Below are 19,850 nucleotides of genomic sequence, written 5' to 3'. Positions count from 1 at the left end.
AGAGAATGAGTCATATGAAAATAGGTATTTTGGATTTTATCCCTCGCGATCGTGAAATGACTGCGATCGAATCCTTTAAAAGCGCCATGAATTTATTACAATTGGCAGATGAAAAGGGACTGGCTCGTTACTGGTTTGCTGAACACCACAGCACCCCGGCACTCTTAGGGTCAAGCCCCCAAGTCACATTAGGCTACGCAGCAGAGATTACCAAGCATATCCGCCTGGGTACGGGTGGGGTGATGCTGGATAATTTAAGTGCCTATCAACTGGCTGAGAACTTTAAAGTCTTGGAATGTTTAGCCCCTCGTAGGATTGAAGCGGGGGTCGGTTATAGCAATCCTAAGGAACAAGCTGACCAAAAGGAAATGGGGGGCTTTGACTTTAAGAATCCCAAACCCTATAAGGATGAATTAGTTGCCCTTTATGACTATATGCATGATCAACGGTCAGTCCACCAAGAGGGGAAAGCCCGGGCCATGCCAGTCTTATTTGACCATGAGATTCCTTATTATGTCATGGTGACTAGCACCCGCCATGTTCGCTATATTGCTGAACAAGGCTGGGGCATGCTTTTTGGTCTCTTCCTCAATCCTTCTTATGAAGAATGTAAAGAAGCTATCCGTATTTATCGCAAGTATTTTAAACCCAATGGGATTAGTAATACCCCCCATGTCATGGTGTCGCTCTATGTCATTTCAGCCTATGATGAGAATGTCTTGGAAGGTCTAGAGAAGGCTATTGATGCTTGGATACTGACCTTTAGGAGTAACAAGCGGGCCTTGTACCAACTCTTGAGTGTGGAGGAAGCGGAATTCTATCCTTTTTCCGATGAGGAGAAGGAAACCATTGACCATTACCAAGAGGCTAAATTAACCGCTAGTCCTAAAGAAATTCAGGCTAAATTTAGCCATTTGATGAAAGAATTAGATTGCGATGAATTCCTGGTGGTTAACCAATTATCTGGTTACAATTATCGCCGCGACTTAATTAATATCTTAGCGGACATCGATCTTTAATAGCCTATAGCGGGAAGGAGTAAGCCAATGACGAGTATCACTGATCCAGTCAGCGTCTTAACTGGAGTAGGCCCTAAAAAAGCAGCCCTGTTGAAGCGTTTGAAGATTGAAAGCATTTATGATTTACTTTGTCAATTTCCTTTTCGCTATGAAGACTTATCGGTTAAAAGTATTCAGGAATTGGCCGACAATCAAAAAGCGACCTTAAAGGGACGTGTGGTTACTGAACCAGTGGTGAGTTATTTTCGGGGGCGCAAGGGCAACCGCCTGCATTTTCGTTTGCAGGTGGACCATGAAATTATCAATGTTAATTTCTTCAACCAAGCCTACCTCAAAAGGCAAATTCATAGCCAAGAAGAGATCCTGATTTATGGGACTTATGAAGCCAAGCGCCAGCAATTGTTAGGGATTAAACTTATCAATTTTTCCAGTGAGGATAATGAGACCGCCTCTGTCTACCATACGACTAAGGGGCTTTCGCAGTCCGCTTTAAGGCAGTTAATTAAGACAGCTCTTGACCAGTATGAAGATCAGATTCCTGAGCTTATCCCCGAAGAATTGTCAAGGCGCTACCAGTTAATTCCCCATCGCCAGGCCATTCGCTTAATGCATTTCCCGAATACCGAGGCTGATAGCCAGCATGCCCGGCGCCAGATTAAGTACCAGGAACTCTTCCTCTATAGTCTCCGTATTCAATGGCGCAAGCTCAACCAACGTTATCAAGAAGCAGGGGTACAGATTCTCTATGACAATGACCAGCTGAAAGAATTTATCCGCTCGATTCCCTTTGAATTGACCCAGGGACAAAAAGAAGTCACTAATCAAATTTGCCGGGACCTTCTACAACCCTATCCTATGAACCGGCTTTTGCAAGGGGACGTGGGGAGTGGGAAGACCATTGTGGCTTTAATCGCCCTAGCGGCAGCTGTATCGGCTGGCTTTCAAGGAGCCTTAATGGTGCCTACCGAAATTTTAGCTGAACAGCACTTTAAAGAGGCCCAAAGTATATACCAAGCCACAGGACTGCGCTGTGCCTTATTAACTGGGTCTACCAAGGGCAAAGAACGTAAGCAAATTCTCGCCCAGTTGGCCCAGGGAGACCTTGACCTGATGATCGGCACCCATGCCCTCTTCCAGGAGGATGTTCACTTTAAGGACCTGGGGCTAGTCATTATCGATGAACAGCACCGCTTTGGGGTTAAGCAGCGCCGGCAATTAATCGATAAGAATACAGACCGCCATCCCAATGTCCTCTATATGACCGCTACCCCTATTCCCCGGACCCTAGAAATTACTTTGATGGGCGATATGGAAGTTTCCAAGTTAAAGGAACTTCCCGCTGGCCGTCAGCCGGTTAAGACCCTCTGGCTAAGGCCCCAGGAGGCTAGCCAGGTCGACTACCTCTTAAAGCAGGAACTAGCTAAGGGCAGGCAAGCTTATATTATTTGTCCCCTGGTAGGCGAGTCAGAAAAAGTCGAGGCCCAAAACGCCGAAAAAATTTATGCTGATTACCAGGCCCGTTTTGGGGACCACTACCAAGTCGGCCTCCTTCATGGGCAGTTATCTAATGAAGAAAAAGAAGCTGTCATGCAGGCCTATAGTGACAATACGATCCAGCTTTTGGTGGCCACGACGGTGGTTGAGGTGGGAGTCAATGTCCCCAATGCCAGCTTAATGGTTATCTTGGATGCCGACCACTTCGGTCTAGCCCAACTCCACCAATTACGGGGCCGGGTTGGCAGGGGGCAAGCCGCTTCTTTTTGTCTCTTGTTGGCTGACCCCCATACGGAAAACGGTAAAGAACGGATGCGAATAATGACTGAGTCCAATGATGGCTTTTATTTGAGCCAGCAAGACTTAGAGTTACGGGGAGCAGGGGACTATTTTGGAACCAAGCAAAGTGGCTTACCTGAATTCCACTTAGCCGACCCGGTCGAGGATGGTGAGATTCTGGAATATAGCCGCCAGGACGCTATTCAATTTGCTCCCTACCTCATGGAAAATGCCCAGGACTATCCCTTACTAGGCGTCTGGTTGAATCAAATGGAAGAAGAACGTCAAGCCTGATCGAGGCTAAAGGAGTGAAGCACATGATTAAAATTGCAGTAGATGCTATGGGTGGTGACCACGCCCCTCAAGCTATCGTGGAAGGGGCCCTGGCAGCAGTCCAGACCTATTCCGATATTGAGATCCTGCTCTATGGGGACCAAGACCAAATCCAAGACTTGCTTCCTGAGGGCGACTATCCTATTGAGATTGTCCACTGTTCTGAAAAAATTGCTGGTGATGATGAACCAGTCCGGGCCATCCGCCGCAAGAAGGATGCCTCCATGGTTGTTGCCGCTAAGGCGGTAAAAAAAGGACAGGCAGATGCCATGGTCTCAGCAGGTAATACTGGGGCCCTTTTAGCAGCAGGGACCTTGCTAGTCGGACGAATTAAAGGGATTGACCGTCCGGCCTTATTGGGAACCCTACCTAATTTAAGAGAATCAGGGGAATCCTTTGTCTTGGTAGATATGGGCGCTAATGCCGATGCCAAGGCCAAGCAACTTTGGGAGAATGCCTTGATGGGCAACCAATATGCCAAGGATGTCTTAGGCAAGAGTCAGCCACGGGTGGGACTTCTGAATAATGGTTCTGAGGATACTAAGGGCAACAAAGTCACTAAAGAAGCCTTTGGATTATTGAGCCAAGAAGAACAGATCCACTTCATCGGTAATGTGGAATCTCGTGACATCTTAGCCGGGGCCTGCGATGTGGTGGTTAGTGATGGCTTTACCGGTAATGCCGTTCTAAAGGCTATTGAAGGGACGGCTAAAGAGATACTTACATTGGTCAGTCATAGCCTCAAATCAGGGAACCTAAAAACAAAACTAGGAGCTCTATTGATAAAAAATTCCTTAAAGGAAACCCTAGGACAATTTGATATTGAAAGTGTTGGTGGAGCGACCCTATTTGGGGTTAAAGCCCCAGTGATTAAGTGTCACGGTAACGCTAGTGCCAAAACTGTTGCTGCAACTATCGGTCAGGCCCGGCAAATTGTCAAGTCAGGCACCTATGACAGTCTGGCCCAACAAATCGCTAATAAGGAAAGTCAAGCAGAAGACTAGTTTTTTAGAAAGGAATTGCTTTGGGAAGGAAGACCAACTATGGAAGAGAGAAAAATTTTTGATATCGTTCGAGAAATGATCAGCGAACGATTCGGTTTGGAAGATGAGAAAATCGATAAAACCACCCACTTATCTAAGGACCTGGGGGCGGATTCCTTAGATATTGTGGAGCTGGTCATGACCTTAGAAGATTATTTCAAGGTCTCCATCCCCGATTCAACCGCAGACCATATTGAAACTTTAGAAGAATTAGTTGATGCTATCAGTTTGGCGAAAAAGAGTTAATTATTAAGGAGGAAAACCATGTTTAAAGCCATTAAGCAGCTTTTTAAAGAGCAATTTGATTTGGACATTCAAGAAAAACGTCATTATCAAATTGCCTTTACGCATTCATCCTATGTGAATGAAAAACGCAAAAAAATTTAGAAGACAATGAAAGGATTGAATTTTTAGGGGATGCTGTTTTAGAGTTAACAGTATCTAATTTCCTCTACCATTACTTTCCCCAATTACCAGAAGGCGACTTATCCCGGATCCGGGCCTTAATTGTCTGTGAGGAATCTTTGAGTAAACGGTGTAAGGAGTGTGGCTTTGACCAATACGTCCGTCTAGGGCACGGTGAAGAAGCCAATGGTGGTCGAGAACGTTCTTCTTTACTTTGTGATTTATTTGAAGCCGTTGTGGGAGCCTTATATCTTGATCTTGGGTTAGATGCTATTGAGAAGTTTCTAGAGCAAACCATTTATCCTAAGATCGAGAGCGGGGAATTTAAGGACCATCGAGACAATAAAACCGCCCTCCAAGAAGAACTACAAAAAGATGGTCAGATTAACCTATCTTATCGTTTATTAAAGGAATCTGGCCCCTCCCATAATAAACGCTTTGAAGTGGCGGTCTGTTTGGATGGTGAAATCATCGGTCAAGGCCAGGGGACTTCTAAGAAGCATGCTGAACAGGCGGCAGCCAAACAGGCCCTCGAGGATATACAAAAAGATAAATAAAGGACGGCAAGTGTGTGTATTTAAAAACAATTGAAATGGTCGGTTTTAAGAGCTTTGCAGAGAAAACCCGGGTCGAACTCGACCAGGGTTTTACAGCCATAGTTGGACCAAACGGTAGTGGTAAATCGAATATCACTGAAGCAGTGAAATGGGTGCTCGGTGAACAATCCGCCAAATCACTGCGGGGGAAAAGAATGGATGACGTTATTTTCTCAGGTTCACAAAGTCGCCGCCAATCCCAATACGCCCAGGTTGTTTTAACCTTTGATAACAGAGACCGGGTTCTTGATATGGATAGTGATGAAGTCTCGGTCTTGAGACGCTATACCCGTTCGGGGGACAGTATCTATAAAATTAATGGTCAAAATTGCCGCTTAAAGGATATCACCCAGTTAATGATGGATACGGGAGTGGGGAAGGAATCCTTCTCCATTATTTCCCAAGGTAAGGTGGAAGAAATCTTTACCCAGCGGGCTGAAGAGCGGCGGGCTATCTTTGAAGAAGCTGCTGGGGTCATGAAGTATAAGAGTAAGAAGCAAGAAGCTGAACGCAAGCTTGACCGGTCTCAAGAGAATTTAAATCGAATTGAAGATATCCTATCAGAAATTGAAGGACGCTTGGAACCCCTCAAGGAGCAAAAAGAAGCAGCCGTTTCTTACCGGGATAAGAAGCAAGAGCTCAGTCAAATTGAAATTGCCTTGACTGCCGTTCAAATTGAAACCCTCAATGAACAATGGCAACTGGCTAAGCAAGATTTGGAAAGCATTCAAGCAAGCAATGAAGCCAAGAAGAGGCAGCTTGACAAGGAAGAAACAGCTCTGGCCCAAGCCAAGGTTGCTGAAGAACAGTCTGATGACCGTGTCAATGATCTCAATGATAACTATGTGGTCAAGCTCCAGGCTGTGGAGAAATTGCGCAGTCAACTGCAAATGATGGAGCAGGAACAGCGTTTTATCCAGTCTAACCGCCAAAGCCAAGAAAAAGAACAGGCCAATTTACAAGCAAAAATCGAAAAAATGAAAACGGACTTAAAAAGTAACCAGGCCCAGCTAGATAAGTACCAAAAAACTTATCAAAGCCAAGCCGACTCCTATCAATCCCTTAAGGATCAATTAGCCGCTTTAAGTGATTATAGCCAAGAAGATTTGGAAGATTTACGTAACCAATATATTGCTTATTTACAGGAAGAGAGCCATTTATCTAATCAAATCCAGCAAACTGAGAAGGATATCCAACAAGGACAAAAGAACCAAGAAAAATATGCTGAGAGGATCCGGATCAGCCAAAAAGAACAGGCTAAACTGGAAGACCAGCAGGAAGGATTGGACCAAGAGATTAGTCAAAAAGAGCAAGCTTTAAAAAATTTGCTCCAAGAATACCAAATCCAAGCCCAGTCCTTGCAACAAGCACAAGACCAAGTTCAAAAGGCGACCAATGCTAACCAGACGCTCTATCAAAAGCTTTTGAGAAAGCAAGCTCAATTAGATTCCTTAAAGAATTTAGAGGATAATCACGAAGGCTTTTATTACGGGGTTAAAAACGCCCTGAAATTAAAGAGTCAAAAAAGAGGGATTTTTGGGGCTATTGCGGAATTGATCGATGTGCCTGAGGACTATACCCTAGCGGTAGAAACGGCCTTAGGAGGCAGCATGCAAAATATCGTCACTCAGGATGGTCAAGTGGCCCAGGAAGTGATTGCCTACTTGAAGGCCAAGAAGGCTGGGCGGGCCACCTTCTTACCCCTGGATACCATGAAGAGTCGTCGGATCAGTGACCAGCAAGTGAGTCATGTCCAAGCTGATCCCGCTTATATCGGCTTGTTGGTTGACTTGGTAGACTTTGACGACCAATTTCAAACCGTCATGGAAAATGTGATGGGAAATATCATTCTGGCTGAGGACTTAACTGGGGCTCGCCGCCTATCCCAGGCCCTCCATGCTCGTTACCGGGTCGTCACTTTGACCGGGGACCTCGTTAATGCAGGCGGATCCTTAACCGGGGGCGCTAATAAGCGGAACCAGACCTCCCTCCTTAGTCGTAAAAATGACATCCAAAGCTTAAGCCAAGCGATTGAGTCCATGGAAGTTGCTTACCAAGAAGCGGCTAGCCGGATAGCGACCCAGCAGCAAGGCCAAGATCAGATGTCCCAGGCCTTAGAAAGCTTGAAAGAAAAAGGTAGTGAGTCTCGCTATGACCTGCGTTCTAGCCAGACTGAAAGGGAGCACTTAACTCAAGAGCTGGAGAAATTGGCTAAGGAAGTCCAAGGCCAAGATTATGAGAAAAATCTCAGCCAAGAGGATGTTAAGCAGAGTCAGGCAGACTTGGCCACCAGCCAAGAAAAACTGACTCACTTACAGGAAAAAATTCAAGCAGCCAAGGCCAAGATCGATGCTCGTTTACTCTCTGATGAAGAAAAAGGCCAGCAAAAAGCCCGGCTGCAAGAAGATTTTCAACAGATTGCAACTGACTTTGCGGTCACCAAGGAGCAATTTAAGCAGGCTAAGGATCAAAAAGCTAGCTTGTCCGCAGAGCTCGCTGACCAGGAAAAGGCCTATCAAGAACTTTCTAACTTACTAAGCCAAGCCCTGACCAATGATAGCGACCAGGAGGAGAAGAAAAAGCATTTAGAGGCCCAATTGCAAAGCTTCCAAAAGCAAAGTAAAGACATCCAGACTCAGTTAAAAACAGCCAAAGAAGAACGCCAGGAAGCCAGTCAAAAGGTTGAAGCGGCCAACCAAATGATTAGTCAACTGAACTTAGAAATTCAAAGCAACTTACAAAGTATTGCTAAGCTAGAGGCCAGTGTCAGTCGCTATGAGGTGTCGATTGATAATCACCTGGAACAATTAAGTGAATCATACGGTTTGACCTATGAACGGGCGCGGGCAGAAAGTCAGTTAACCATGTCGATTGACCAAGCCTCCAGCCGGGTTAAGCAATTAAAGCAGGCCATTGACAGCCTAGGGCCAGTCAATATGCAGGCCATTGAGGAATATGATGAGGTGTATGAGCGCTTTTGCTTTATCGATAAGCAACGCCAAGATGCTATCGATGCTCGTGAAAATCTCTATCAAACCATTGCTGAAATGGATAGTGAAGTCTCTACCCGCTTTAAGACCACCTTTGAAGCTATCCGTGACGCCTTTGAAAGTATTTTTCCGGCTCTCTTTGGTGGAGGTAAGGCGACCCTCAAGCTCACCGATCCCAATGACTTACTGAATACTGGGGTCGAAATCATGGCCCAACCGCCTGGAAAGAAACTCCAGCTCTTGAGCTTGTTATCGGGGGGTGAGCGGGCTCTGACCGCTATCGCCCTGCTCTTTGCCATTTTAGATGTTAAAACGGTGCCTTTCTCTATTCTTGATGAAGTGGAAGCGGCCCTTGATGATGCCAATGTGGCCCGCTATGGTCGTTACTTGCAAAAATTCGCCCAAAAAACCCAATTCATTGTCATTTCCCACCGTAAGGGGACCATGGAGGCCGCTAATATTCTCTATGGAGTGACCATGCAACAAGAGGGAATTTCTCAACTGGCTTCGGTGCGTTTAGAAGATGTCGATGATCAATTGAATTAGTAGAGTAGCCGTTTAAATCCTAGTCAAGGAGAGTGTGACAAAAGTCAAAAGAGCCTTGAAGAGCTATGCATACTATATCTGTAACTCGCTTGCGCTTCGAACAGCTATAGCAACTGGAACAAACTATGAAGATAGGCGGGAGCCTATCGCACATCGTTCGTTCTTGGGTTCAATTTGGCAGACTTGGAGTGGTTTCACAAGTCAGAAACAAGCGAATGCTTCGCTTTTATTCTGACTTGCTTCAACCATCCAAGCCTATACGCCAAATCTTACACCCTGTGTGAAGTGGACGTCAGGGCTGACTTTTGGACACGTTTTGATTAGATAGTTCGTATTTTAAAAAGAGTTTAGGATTCTTGTTCCAAACTCTTTTTTAGTTAAGATTTTGCCGTCAGCTCATATTTTCCTAAAATGGGTTATTTGCTTGATATGTGATATAATGAAAAAGAAATTTTGTAAGGATTTAAAAAGGATAGATTGCATGATAAAACTTATTGCTATTGACTTAGATGGAACCTTATTACGAGACGATAAGACCATAAGTGAAGCCAATGCCAGAACCATAAGGAGAGCAGTGGAAGCGGGAATTGAAGTGGTGATTTGTACCGGCCGGCCCATTGAAGGCATTCAATTTGCCCTGGACCGCTTTGAAATGAATACCGCTAAACACTTCTCTATTACTTATAATGGGGGATTGGTCTTACATAATAATTCCCGCGAGATTATTTCTGAAACCATTATGACAACAGCTGACGTGCTGCGTATTTATGACACGATGTATCCGCTAGGTTTACCCCTTGATGCGGTAGATATCGATACTGTCCATCGCTTAAAGTACCCTAAAGACTGGCCAGGTCACTATGACCAACAAATGCCCTTCCTTCCTTTTGGTCCTTTTGACCTGGATGCTTTGGGAATGGACCATCATTTCTATAAAACCGTGACCAATACTCCTAAGGAACATATCGAAGACCAGTTAGCCAACTTACCGGAATGGCTCTACCAAGACTATTCCGTCATGCGTTCACATGGACACCAGCTCGAAGTCATGCCTAAGGGCGTGGATAAGGGACAGGGTTTGGCAGCCTTGGCTGATTATTTAAAGATTGATGTTAGCGAGGTCATGGCCATTGGTGATGAAGAAAACGACAAGGCTATGTTACAATGGGCTGGAACAGCTGTTGTCATGGCTAATGGCAATGAAGCAATAAAGAAATATGCGGACTATATTACCAGATCCAATATGGAAGATGGGGTTGCCCATGCTATTGAAGAATTGGTATTGAAGTCATAAGGGAGTGAAACAATTTGGGTTTATTTGACCGTATTAAACAAGCTTTTACCGGTGAAGATCCGCTAGTCGCTGAACAAGCCAAGAACCGGGAGGAAGAAGAAGAGAAGATTGTCTTTGAAAAGTATGACAAGGGCGTCGAAAAAACACGGAAAAGCTTTTCTGAGCGTATGAACGACCTCTTTGCTGGTTTTCGTGAGGTCGATGAAGAATTCTTTGATGATTTAGAAGAAGCCTTGATTACCAGTGATGTGGGCTTTGACATGACCTTGGCCCTATCGGATGCTGTTCGCGAGGAAGTGCAAAGACGGAATGTCACCAAGGGAGAAGATGTCAAAAACACTGTGATTGAGGAAATGGTCAAGATCTATGAAAAAGGTCAGGACGGCTCAGTTTCCTTAAAGGAAAATCCCGATGGACCAACTGTGATGCTCTTTGTGGGGGTTAATGGAGTTGGAAAAACGACCACCATTGCCAAGGTGGCCCACCACTACATCAGCCAGGGCAAGAAAGTCCTCCTAGCTGCTGGAGATACCTTCCGGGCCGGAGCGGTAGAACAATTAAATACTTGGGGTCAACGGGTAGGGGCACCAGTGGTTAGCGGGAAGGCTAATGGAGACCCTTCTGCTGTGGTCTACGATGCTGTTCATAAGGCAGTCAATGAAGATTATGATTATTTACTCATTGACACTGCCGGGCGTTTACAAAACAAGAAGAACTTAATGAATGAATTGGATAAGATGAACCGGGTCATTAAAAGGGAAATCCCTGACGCTCCCCATGAAACCTTACTAGTCCTGGATGCTACTACGGGCCAAAATGCCTTAGTACAGGCTAAGGAATTTAACAAAACTGTTGACATTACCGGTTTAGTCCTAACCAAGTTAGATGGTACCGCTCGCGGTGGCGTTATCTTTGCCATTCGTTATGAGTTAGACCTGCCAGTAAAGCTGATTGGCCTAGGCGAAGGCATGGATGATTTACAGCCATTTGATGGAGAGAAATTTATTTATCAATTGGTCAAAGATGTCGTTGAAGTTTAAAAGCAAAGAGGCTGGGGAAATGTGTCCCAGCCTTTTTTGGACGCCTTAATCTTAAGGGGATTTTACTGGGCTCTGCATTGACTTTCCCTAAGGACTTCGGTATTCTTAAAGATTGTAAGCTAGAAGTAATCTAGTGATGGAGGCAGATATGGAAATTCAAAAGACTAATGAAATTAACCGTTTACTGGACTTCTATTACCAGTTATTAACTAAAAAACAACAAGATTATATTAGTCTTTACTACCAAGATGACTACTCCCTCGGTGAAATTGCGGCCTATTTCGATGTGAGTCGGCAGGCCGTTTATGACAACATTCGTAGAACGGAGAAGACCCTTGAAAATTATGAGTCCCGTTTACACTTAGCCTCTGACTACCGTAAGCGGCAAGCGGCGATCAAGGAGCTCAGGGACTATGTCAAAAACAACTATGCCCAAGATGAAGTACTCAATCAAACAATAGATAAGTTACTAATAATGGATGATAAAGAGGTGTAAGGAATGGCTTTTGAAAGTTTATCGGACCGTCTGCAAGGAGCGGTAGAAAAAGTCGGTAAAAAGGGAAAAATCTCAGAAGGCGACTTGCGAGAAATGATGCGGGAAGTGCGCCTGGCCTTACTAGAGGCTGACGTTAACTTTAAAGTGGTTAAAAACTTTGTTCGCAAGGTCCAAGATAAGGCCCTTAATAGTGATGTCTTAGAATCACTGAGTCCAACCCAACAAATTGTTAAAATCGTTGATGAAGAATTGACTGAATTATTGGGCGGCGAGCAAGTCGGCATTAACTATAATGAAGCAGGGCCAACAATTATTATGATGGCTGGTCTACAAGGGGCTGGTAAAACCACCACGGTTGGTAAATTAGCTAATCACTTGCGGGAGGAAGACCATCGCAAGCCCCTCTTAGTGGCTGCTGACGTCTATCGGCCTGCTGCTATTGACCAACTAGAAACCATTGGTCGTCAGTTGGACCTACCTGTCTTTCAACTAGGTAACCAAGTCAGCCCTGTCGATATTGCTCAAAAGGCAGTCGCCTATGCCAAAGAAAATAATTACGATACTATCTTTATCGATACTGCCGGGCGTTTACAGATCGACCAAACCCTGATGGATGAGTTGAAAAACATCCAAGCAGCCGTTCATCCCGATGAAATTCTCTTAACCGTCGATGCCATGAGTGGTCAAGAAGCTGCTAATGTGGCGAAGACCTTTGATGAAGAATTAGAACTTACCGGGGTAGTCCTGACAAAATTAGACGGGGATACCCGTGGTGGGGCTGCCTTGTCCATCGCCTCTATCACTGGCAAACCGATTAAGTTTACTGGGGTCGGGGAAAAATTAGAAGACATTGAGACCTTCTATCCTGACCGCATGTCTAACCGGATCCTGGGTATGGGGGACATGATGACCCTGATTGAAAAGGCCCAAAAAGAATTTGATGAAAAAGAAGCCGAAGAGATGGCAGCTAAGATGCAGGCCAACACTTACGACTTTAATGACTTCGTTAAGCAAATGGATCAAATGAACAAGATGGGGTCTTTTGAAAGTATCATTAAGATGATACCGGGCCTAAATAAAATCTTACCTGTTGACAAGTTAAATATCGACCCTAAAGACATGGTCCGCACTAAGGCCATTATCCAGTCCATGACCGACTATGAACGCACCCATCCGGATGAAATTAACCAAAGCCGACGTCGGCGGATTGCTAAAGGTTCGGCCACGACCGTTAACCAAGTCAACCAATTGATTAAACAATTTAACCAAAGTCGGACTATGATGTCAGCCATGACTAATGGGGATATGAGTTCCTTATCTTCCTTAATGGGTGGCATGCCGAATGGAATGGGGAATATGCCCAATATGCCAGGAATGGATGGTGGCCGCCGCAAGAAACAGCGGGCTCAAGAACTAGCAGCAAAACACATGAAGAAAAAATTAAATAAGCAACGTAAAAAACGTGGCAAAAAAGGGTAAATGTGAAGGAGACTAGTGGGATAAATGAAATTCGTTGAAATAGCAGCAGATGATTTTGACAAGTGGATCAAACAATTAGGCCGCAGCAACCACCTACAATCGCTCGACATGGCGCGCTTAAAAGCCGCCCGGGGTCGTGACATTCATTATTTAGCCTTAGTAGACGACCAGGATCAGATTCTAGAAGCCTGCATTTTGGCCAGCTTACCTACCCATGTGGGGGGAGCCTTTGAATTAGAAGGTTGGCTGCCTGGCGATTTAAGCAATCGCGACCAAATCATTACTTTTTTGAACGGGGTTAAGGACTTTGTCAAGGCCCATAAGGGGATCTCCTTACTCGTGAAGCCAGATGTTGGGATTATTGTTACTGATGAAAGGGCACAAAACCCCAAAAAGATTAATGAAGACATGGTATCCTGGATTCAAGCAGCAGGCTTCACCTACCATTACCAAGACCAAAGGCCTGAGTTTGCCGGCTTTGATTGGAATTATAAAAAGGATTTGACCACAGTCGACCCCAATAAGGTAGAAAAATCCTACCTCCATGGGGCCCAACAGTCCCTCAAGCAAGCCCATAAGTATAGTACTGTGGTCCGAGAAATTACTGGAATGGAAGAAATGCCGCGCTTCTATGCTTGCTACGAGGAGACTTGTCAGCGATTGGGAATTGCTCCTAAGGAATACCCATACTTTGAAGAAGTTTATCAAAACATTGGCAGTGCGGCCCGCTTTGTGATTGCAGAAATCAACTTCAAAGACTACCAAGATAGCTTGGTCGAGCGGCAGGAAGAATTAGAGGAAATCTTGGCGGACTTAGATGAAGACCTTGCTAAGAATCCCAATAGCCGCAAAAAGAATAACCAAAGACGGGAATATCAATCCCAATATGATGCCCAAGTGAAAAAGATTGCTGATGCCCAAGTCTGGGTGGACCAGGCCAAAGAAGACCAAACGGTTTTAGCGGTGGCACTCTTTATTGAGAGCCCTTATGAGATGACCTATCTTTATTCGGGGTCTGATGAGGAATATTCTATCATCAACGCCCCTTATCTCATCCAAGACCAATCAATCCGCCTGGCCCTAGATCATAATATTCCGGTCTATAATTTCTTGGGAATTAGTGAACCCTTTGATGAAAATAACGGTCTGCTCCATTTCAAGCAATCCTTTAACGGCTATGCGGAAAGAAATATTGGGACCTTTACCTGGTCACCCCATCCACATTTCTTAGCCCTCTATGAGAAAGTGAAACGTCTTCTTGGCCGCTATGATTAAGGGACTAGGATTTAAAGGTGGACAAAAAAGTAGATCTCAAGAGCTCAAGTAAGACTACTAGCATAAGGTCTAAAGAAATGATTGTTTAAGCTAGTAAGATCTAATTCAAACTCCTATTAACAAGCTTCGCTTTTAGCGGGGCTTTTTTTAGTGGAAAAGTAAATGATTTGCTATGTTTTTTTAGATAGGGTATTTTAGTAGTTAGTCAGTAATCAATTTCAGGGGGAGGTTGGTCATTTTTATGCAAGTTTTTTCCTATTTAAAGAGTTATCGTTGGCGGATTTTGCTGGTGATTGCTTTAACTTTTGGAAATGCCTTGGGGGAATTGTTTTTACCCCGTTTAATGGCTGAAGTGGTAGACCAAGGGGTGGCTCAAGGGGATACCTCATTTATTTTAAAAATTGGGAGCTTGATGTTGGTAGTCGTGCTGTTGACAGTGATCTGTCGGGGGTCTGCGGCCTTTCATTCTGCCAAGGTAGCCATGGGATTTTCCCGTGATGTTAGACATGCGATTTATACCAAGGTCAACCATATGACCTTTGATGATACAGAACATTTCGGTATCTCATCCTTAATCACGCGAACAACAGACGATGTCAGCCAGGTAGAACAAATGGCTCTCATGGGGCTAAGACCCTGGGTGCGTGGTCCGCTTATGTTCATTGGGGGCCTGATTATGGCCATGTTAACCAATATGCAATTATCCGTTATTATATTATTGAGTATTCCCTTTTTATTTATGGGAATGTGGGTCATTATCAAAAAGGCTCTTCCTTATTTTCCCCACTTACAAGGGAAGTTAGACCGGATCAACCTGCTCTTTCGCCAACGTTTGACCGGTTTAAAGGTGATCCGAGCCTTTAACAAAAATGACTATGAAGAGGCTGTTTTTAGCCAGGCCAATGATGAATATTATCAAATCGCCTTAAAGGTTAACAATTTAATGATTACCGTAATGCCGATTCTTTCCACGGTTTTAAATCTAGGAATCGTTGCCATTGCCTATTTTGGGGCTCATTTAATTAGCCAGGGGAGTTTAGAGATTGGTGGGTTAATGGCCTATCTCCAGTATATTACCCAGGTCTTAACGGCCTTAATTATGATTTGTAACTTACTTACTATGTTGCCACGGACCGTGACTTCAACGGAAAGAATCAGTGAAGTTTTAGCTTATCCTCAAGCAGAAATGATTGGGGACAAACTACTTACCGAGCCCATTAGTCGGGTAGAGGCTAAGGATTTAACTTTTTATTATCCAGGAGCGGCCTTACCTGCCCTAGATAAGATTAATTTCTCTTTAAGTAAAGGGGAAAGCCTAGGGATCATTGGTGGAACCGGGTCAGGGAAGTCAACCCTCTTAAAACTCCTCTTACAGTTTTACCCACCCAGTGAGGGCGAGCTCTTAATCAATGGTCATGCCATTGAAAGTTTAGCGCCAGGATCGGTTCGCCAGTACATTTCTTATATCCCCCAACAGAATTTCTTCTTTACCAAGGCTGTAGGGGAAAATCTATCTTATGCGGATGAATCCGTCACCGATGCTGCTATGGAGAACAACCTAGATATCGCTCAGGCTAGGGACTTTTTATCTGATCGTCCCTTAGATGAGCGCATGGTTCGAGGTGGGGTCAATTTTTCCGGTGGGCAGCGCCAGCGCTTGGCCATTGCCCGGGCTCTTAGCCGCCGGGTTCCCCTTTACTTATTTGATGATTCTTTTTCAGCTTTAGACTATCAAACGGATTATCAATTGCGCCAAGCCCTAAAAGATAATTTGGGCGATGCCATGTTAATTATTGTGGCGCAAAGAGTGGCCACCATCCGCCATGCCGATAAGATCCTGGTCTTAGATGAGGGCAAGGTCAGTGCATATGGTAGCCACGAAGAGCTCATGGAGGATTCCGAACTCTATCGGGAAATTGTTATCAGTCAAGGGGAGGAGGATGATATCCATGGCTAGGAAGAAACACCAAAGTAACCAGTCGAATTTGCTACGCCTAATCAAGCATTTAGGCAAGTACCATTGGCTATTAACTTTTAGTTTAATAGCTACCATTGTGATTGCAGCCTGTGATATTATCGCTCCTCGGATTATGGGAGACCTAACCAATGGTATTGCGGCAGACCTCAGTCAGGGCCAGGCTATTAACTTTGACCAGATCAAAGCTTTTTGTCTCTACCTCATTGCCATTTATTTAGTTCTGGGACTTTTTCGTTATTTTCAAGGGCGTTTACTAACCTATCTGGCCCAGTCCTTTATCAAGGAATTGCGCCAGGCGGTTTCAGAAAAGATTAAGAAAATTCCGCTCTCCTTCTTTGACCAACAGCTGACGGGGGATTTATTGAGTCGAATGACCAATGACATTGAAAATTTAGGGCGCAATATCCAGCAAAGTATTGACCAAGTCTTTTACGGGGCCATTCTCTTAGTCGGAATTTTGATTATGATGCTTAGAATTTCAGTTACTATGACGGGGATTTTCTTTATTACCATCCCGCTGTCCTTTTTTGCCACCCGTTTTATCACTTCACGGTCGCAGAAATATTTTCGGGCCAAGGCAAAGGGCCTAGGGGATATTGTGGGCTACATTGAGGAAAGTTTCACCGGTACTGACCTGATTAAGGCCTATAATTATCAAGACCGGGCTGACCAAGAATTTCAACGCTATAATAACCATCTCTATGAAGTGTCCTACCATGCCTCTTTTATGGCGGGAATCTTACTGCCAGTGATGACCTTTATCAGTAATATTGGCTACGTGGCCATTGCCATTGTGGGGGGATTACTGGTCCTAGGGCAAAGGATTTTAATTGGGGACGTTTTGGCCTTTATCCAATATAGTCAAAAAATTACCCGGCCCATTAATACCATTGCCGAAATGGCTACTCTTCTCCAAGAAACCCTGGCCTCGGCCGACCGGATCTTTGAATTATTAGATGCTCCCGAAGTGGTTGAGGATAGCACTTATGAAATAGAGCCGCCGATTGAAAGTATTGTCTTTGACCATGTTGGCTTTGCCTATGAGGAAGAGATGATTATTAAAGACTTGAATCTCCAGGTTGAAAAAGGTCAAACTATAGCGATTGTAGGACCAACCGGGGCAGGAAAATCGACCCTGATTTCTTTATTGTTGCGGTTCTATGATGTTAACCGCGGGGCAATTCGCGTCAACGGTATTGATATCCGCCAAGCCAGCCGGGAAAACCTGCGTCAGTTTTTTGGCATGGTGCTTCAAGATACCTGGCTCCAGCAGGGAACCATTGCGGATAATATCCGTTATGGGGCCCAGGGAGCTAGCGATGAAGAAGTGGTTCAAGCAGCCAAGGATGCTCATTGCTATCACTTTATTCAAAGCTTGCCCGATGGTTTCAATACCCTCTTAAATGAAGAAGCCAATAATATTTCCCAGGGGCAAAAGCAATTAATTACCATTGCCCGGGCCTTTATCTCTAACCCCGAAGTCATGATCCTTGATGAAGCCACCTCGTCAGTGGACACCCGTACCGAACAACTTATCCAGTCAGCCATGGCTAAGCTCATGCAAGGGCGAACCAACTTCGTCATTGCCCACCGCTTGTCCACTATTGTGGAAGCTGATAAAATTCTGGTCCTAGACCAAGGGGATATTGTTGAACAAGGAGGCCATGAAGAATTACTGGCTAAAAAGGGCAAATACGCCCAACTCTACCAAAGTCAATTTAATGATTAATCAAGGCTGCGGTGGTCACGCCAAAGGACAACATCGCATGTGAAAGCTGGGAGAAGATACCCAGCTTTTTAAATATCAATTTTTAAAGTGTTTTTGAAAAATTAGTTTTGCTCTGCCAGAGCTAATTTTTGGGACATTTCTCTACTCTTTCTATTTCTGTATTTTTTAGGGCTGTGCTATGATTAAAGCGAGAAAAGCAGAAAGCTGGTGGTAAGATGGGAAGTCTGCTCTTTCTATTAGGAGTTCTGGCTTTAATGACGACCTTAATGACTAGAAAATATCTCTTTATGGGCTTAATAAGCCTGATTCTCTTCGTTTTATCTTTCTATTTCTTTGCGAGTGGTTCCTGGCTAGCCGTGATTTTATTGGTTTTGGGATTTTCTCTTTTATGCTTTGAATTGTTACTACCCACTATGGGCATTTTAGGTCTCTTGGGTGGCGGTTTGATTTATTTTTCATTATGGCTTTTGCAGGGAAATTGGTTATCAGCTCTCATTGACGGCACGCTAGCCTTAGCTATTGCCATCGTGACGGTTTTAATCTTTACGCGTTTAGGTTTTCAAATACCCTTTACTCAGAAAATTGTTTTAGACACATCACTTACCGAGGCGGATGGCTTCCAGTCCTTAGCTGACTCATCTAAATATCTTTATCAACAGGCGATAACAGTAACCGATTGCCGGCCGGTTGGTAAGGCCCGTTTCTCTAATGGCCAAATTCTTGAAGTCTTTTCTCAATACCATTATATCGAGAAAGGAAGCCAGGTCGAAGTTGTTGAGGTGAAGAATGATCGCTTGCTGGTCACAACAATAAAATAAAAGAGGAAAAGTTATTGCTAAAGTGTAGGAAAGGACTACAGAAAGGATGATATCTCATGACAAATTTACAGGCCGGCAGCTTTTTTATTATTATGGTTCTGCTGCTGACGTTAATCATTCTCTTCTTCGTTTTTGTTCCCATTGGCCTGTGGATAACGGCCTATTTTTCAGGCGTTAAGGTAGGTATCGGTAATTTGATCGGAATGCGTTTGCGTCGGGTGAATCCTTCCCGCATTATTAAACCGATGATTAAAGCAACTAAGGCTGGTTTAGCTATTGATATTAATGAACTTGAAGCTCATTACTTGGCGGGGGGGACGTCAATTCGGTAGTTGACGCCCTGATTGCTGCTCAAAGAGCCAATATTGATCTGGAATTTAAGCAAGCGGCTGCCATTGACTTAGCCGGACGTGATGTCTTTGAAGCAGTCCAGGTTTCAGTTACCCCTAAGGTTATTGAAACCCCAATCATTGCCGGGGTGGCCCGTAATGGGATTGAAGTTAAGGCAAAGGCTAAGGTAACGGTCCGGGCTAATATTGAACGTTTAGTTGGCGGGGCAGGCGAAGAAACTATAATTGCCCGAGTTGGTGAAGGCATTGTGACTACAGTGGGGAGCTCTCACAATCACTCAGAGGTTTTAGAAAATCCGGATTCCATTTCCCAAACTATCCTCCGCAAGGGACTGAACTCGGGAACGGCTTATGAAATCTTGTCCATTGATATTGCTGATGTGGATGTAGGCAGGAATATTGGGGCTAAATTACAGGCCGAACAGGCTGAAGCAGATAAGCGGATTGCTCAAGCCAAGGCTGAAGAGCGCCGGGCCCTTGCAGTTGCTGAGGAACAAGAAAATGTCGCCAAGACACAGGAAATGCGCGCTAAGGTGGTTGAAGCCCAGTCTAAGGTTCCCCTAGCTATGGCCAGTGCCTTAGAATCAGGTCATTTGGGAGCTATGGATTATTACCGGATGCAAAATGTTCAAGCAGATACAGACATGCGCCAATCCTTAGCCCATGAAGATAAGTCAGGTGATTAG

General features: G+C 44.5%; 13 protein-coding genes and 2 pseudogenes. All 15 read left to right on the top strand.

Annotated features, from left to right (window positions below; all coding sequences use genetic code 11):
- The first annotated feature begins 5 nt into the window (after window positions 1-5).
- Complete coding sequence (locus tag HMPREF9243_RS07310) at window positions 6-1,019, top strand: MsnO8 family LLM class oxidoreductase (RefSeq protein WP_013669183.1); 1,014 nt, start codon at window positions 6-8, stop codon at window positions 1,017-1,019.
- Window positions 1,020-1,046: 27 nt separating this feature from the next.
- A complete protein-coding gene (gene recG / locus HMPREF9243_RS07305) occupies window positions 1,047-3,086 on the top strand; it encodes an ATP-dependent DNA helicase RecG (RefSeq protein ID WP_013669825.1) in 2,040 nt (679 codons plus the stop codon).
- 23 nt (window positions 3,087-3,109) lie between these two features.
- Window positions 3,110-4,129, top strand: coding sequence for a phosphate acyltransferase PlsX (plsX, locus tag HMPREF9243_RS07300; protein ID WP_013668484.1), 1,020 nt, complete (start codon window positions 3,110-3,112; stop codon window positions 4,127-4,129).
- A 39-nt stretch (window positions 4,130-4,168) separates the two neighbouring features.
- Window positions 4,169-4,414: an acyl carrier protein gene (acpP, locus tag HMPREF9243_RS07295; RefSeq protein WP_013670010.1), complete on the top strand. Its 246-nt coding sequence runs from the start codon at window positions 4,169-4,171 to the stop codon at window positions 4,412-4,414.
- Between the two features lie 18 nt (window positions 4,415-4,432).
- Window positions 4,433-5,130: pseudogene (gene rnc, locus HMPREF9243_RS07290) on the top strand (ribonuclease III).
- A 14-nt stretch (window positions 5,131-5,144) separates the two neighbouring features.
- Window positions 5,145-8,705, top strand: a complete 3,561-nt coding sequence (smc, locus tag HMPREF9243_RS07285; RefSeq protein WP_013669142.1) for a chromosome segregation protein SMC — start codon at window positions 5,145-5,147, stop codon at window positions 8,703-8,705.
- 481 nt (window positions 8,706-9,186) lie between these two features.
- A complete protein-coding gene (locus HMPREF9243_RS07280) occupies window positions 9,187-9,999 on the top strand; it encodes a Cof-type HAD-IIB family hydrolase (protein ID WP_013670075.1) in 813 nt (270 codons plus the stop codon).
- A gap of 14 nt (window positions 10,000-10,013) precedes the next feature.
- Window positions 10,014-11,039: a signal recognition particle-docking protein FtsY gene (gene ftsY, locus HMPREF9243_RS07275; RefSeq protein ID WP_013669326.1), complete on the top strand. Its 1,026-nt coding sequence runs from the start codon at window positions 10,014-10,016 to the stop codon at window positions 11,037-11,039.
- 148 nt (window positions 11,040-11,187) lie between these two features.
- Entirely contained in the window at window positions 11,188-11,535 is a 348-nt protein-coding gene (locus HMPREF9243_RS07270; protein WP_013668599.1) for a putative DNA-binding protein, read from the top strand.
- Between the two features lie 3 nt (window positions 11,536-11,538).
- On the top strand, window positions 11,539-13,014 hold the full coding sequence (ffh, locus tag HMPREF9243_RS07265; RefSeq protein WP_013669012.1) for a signal recognition particle protein: 1,476 nt from the start codon (window positions 11,539-11,541) through the stop codon (window positions 13,012-13,014).
- Between the two features lie 24 nt (window positions 13,015-13,038).
- Window positions 13,039-14,289 (top strand): peptidoglycan bridge formation glycyltransferase FemA/FemB family protein, encoded by a 1,251-nt coding sequence (locus HMPREF9243_RS07260; RefSeq protein ID WP_013668724.1) that lies wholly within the window; start codon window positions 13,039-13,041, stop codon window positions 14,287-14,289.
- 241 nt (window positions 14,290-14,530) lie between these two features.
- Complete coding sequence (locus HMPREF9243_RS07255; protein ID WP_013669973.1) at window positions 14,531-16,246, top strand: ABC transporter ATP-binding protein; 1,716 nt, start codon at window positions 14,531-14,533, stop codon at window positions 16,244-16,246.
- Window positions 16,239-17,996 carry an ABC transporter ATP-binding protein gene (locus HMPREF9243_RS07250; RefSeq protein WP_013669294.1) on the top strand — a complete coding sequence of 586 codons (1,758 nt, stop codon included), beginning with the start codon at window positions 16,239-16,241 and terminating at the stop codon, window positions 17,994-17,996. Before HMPREF9243_RS07255 ends, HMPREF9243_RS07250 begins: the two co-directional genes overlap by 8 nt.
- Before the next feature lie 254 nt (window positions 17,997-18,250).
- Window positions 18,251-18,814, top strand: coding sequence for a hypothetical protein (locus HMPREF9243_RS07245; protein ID WP_049776779.1), 564 nt, complete (start codon window positions 18,251-18,253; stop codon window positions 18,812-18,814).
- 56 nt (window positions 18,815-18,870) lie between these two features.
- Window positions 18,871-19,850 (top strand): annotated as a pseudogene (floA, locus tag HMPREF9243_RS07240) (flotillin-like protein FloA).

Source organism: Aerococcus sp. Group 1 (genome assembly GCF_000193205.1).
Classification (GTDB): domain Bacteria; phylum Bacillota; class Bacilli; order Lactobacillales; family Aerococcaceae; genus Aerococcus; species Aerococcus urinae_A.
The sequence above is the reverse complement of the archived record's forward strand: the minus strand, read 5'-3'. Positions and strand labels throughout refer to the sequence as shown.

Bases quoted from the DNA above. Each gene is read 5' to 3' on its own strand.
- HMPREF9243_RS07310 (WP_013669183.1), top strand. From the start codon at position 6: ATGAGTCATATGAAAATAGGTATTTTGGATTTTATCCCTCGCGATCGT.
- HMPREF9243_RS07245 (WP_049776779.1), top strand. From the start codon at position 18,251: ATGACGACCTTAATGACTAGAAAATATCTCTTTATGGGCTTAATAAGC.
- plsX (WP_013668484.1), top strand. From the start codon at position 3,110: ATGATTAAAATTGCAGTAGATGCTATGGGTGGTGACCACGCCCCTCAA.
- acpP (WP_013670010.1), top strand. From the start codon at position 4,169: ATGGAAGAGAGAAAAATTTTTGATATCGTTCGAGAAATGATCAGCGAA.
- HMPREF9243_RS07250 (WP_013669294.1), top strand. From the start codon at position 16,239: ATGGCTAGGAAGAAACACCAAAGTAACCAGTCGAATTTGCTACGCCTA.
- HMPREF9243_RS07270 (WP_013668599.1), top strand. From the start codon at position 11,188: ATGGAAATTCAAAAGACTAATGAAATTAACCGTTTACTGGACTTCTAT.
- recG (WP_013669825.1), top strand. From the start codon at position 1,047: ATGACGAGTATCACTGATCCAGTCAGCGTCTTAACTGGAGTAGGCCCT.
- ffh (WP_013669012.1), top strand. From the start codon at position 11,539: ATGGCTTTTGAAAGTTTATCGGACCGTCTGCAAGGAGCGGTAGAAAAA.
- HMPREF9243_RS07260 (WP_013668724.1), top strand. From the start codon at position 13,039: ATGAAATTCGTTGAAATAGCAGCAGATGATTTTGACAAGTGGATCAAA.
- HMPREF9243_RS07255 (WP_013669973.1), top strand. From the start codon at position 14,531: ATGCAAGTTTTTTCCTATTTAAAGAGTTATCGTTGGCGGATTTTGCTG.
- HMPREF9243_RS07280 (WP_013670075.1), top strand. From the start codon at position 9,187: ATGATAAAACTTATTGCTATTGACTTAGATGGAACCTTATTACGAGAC.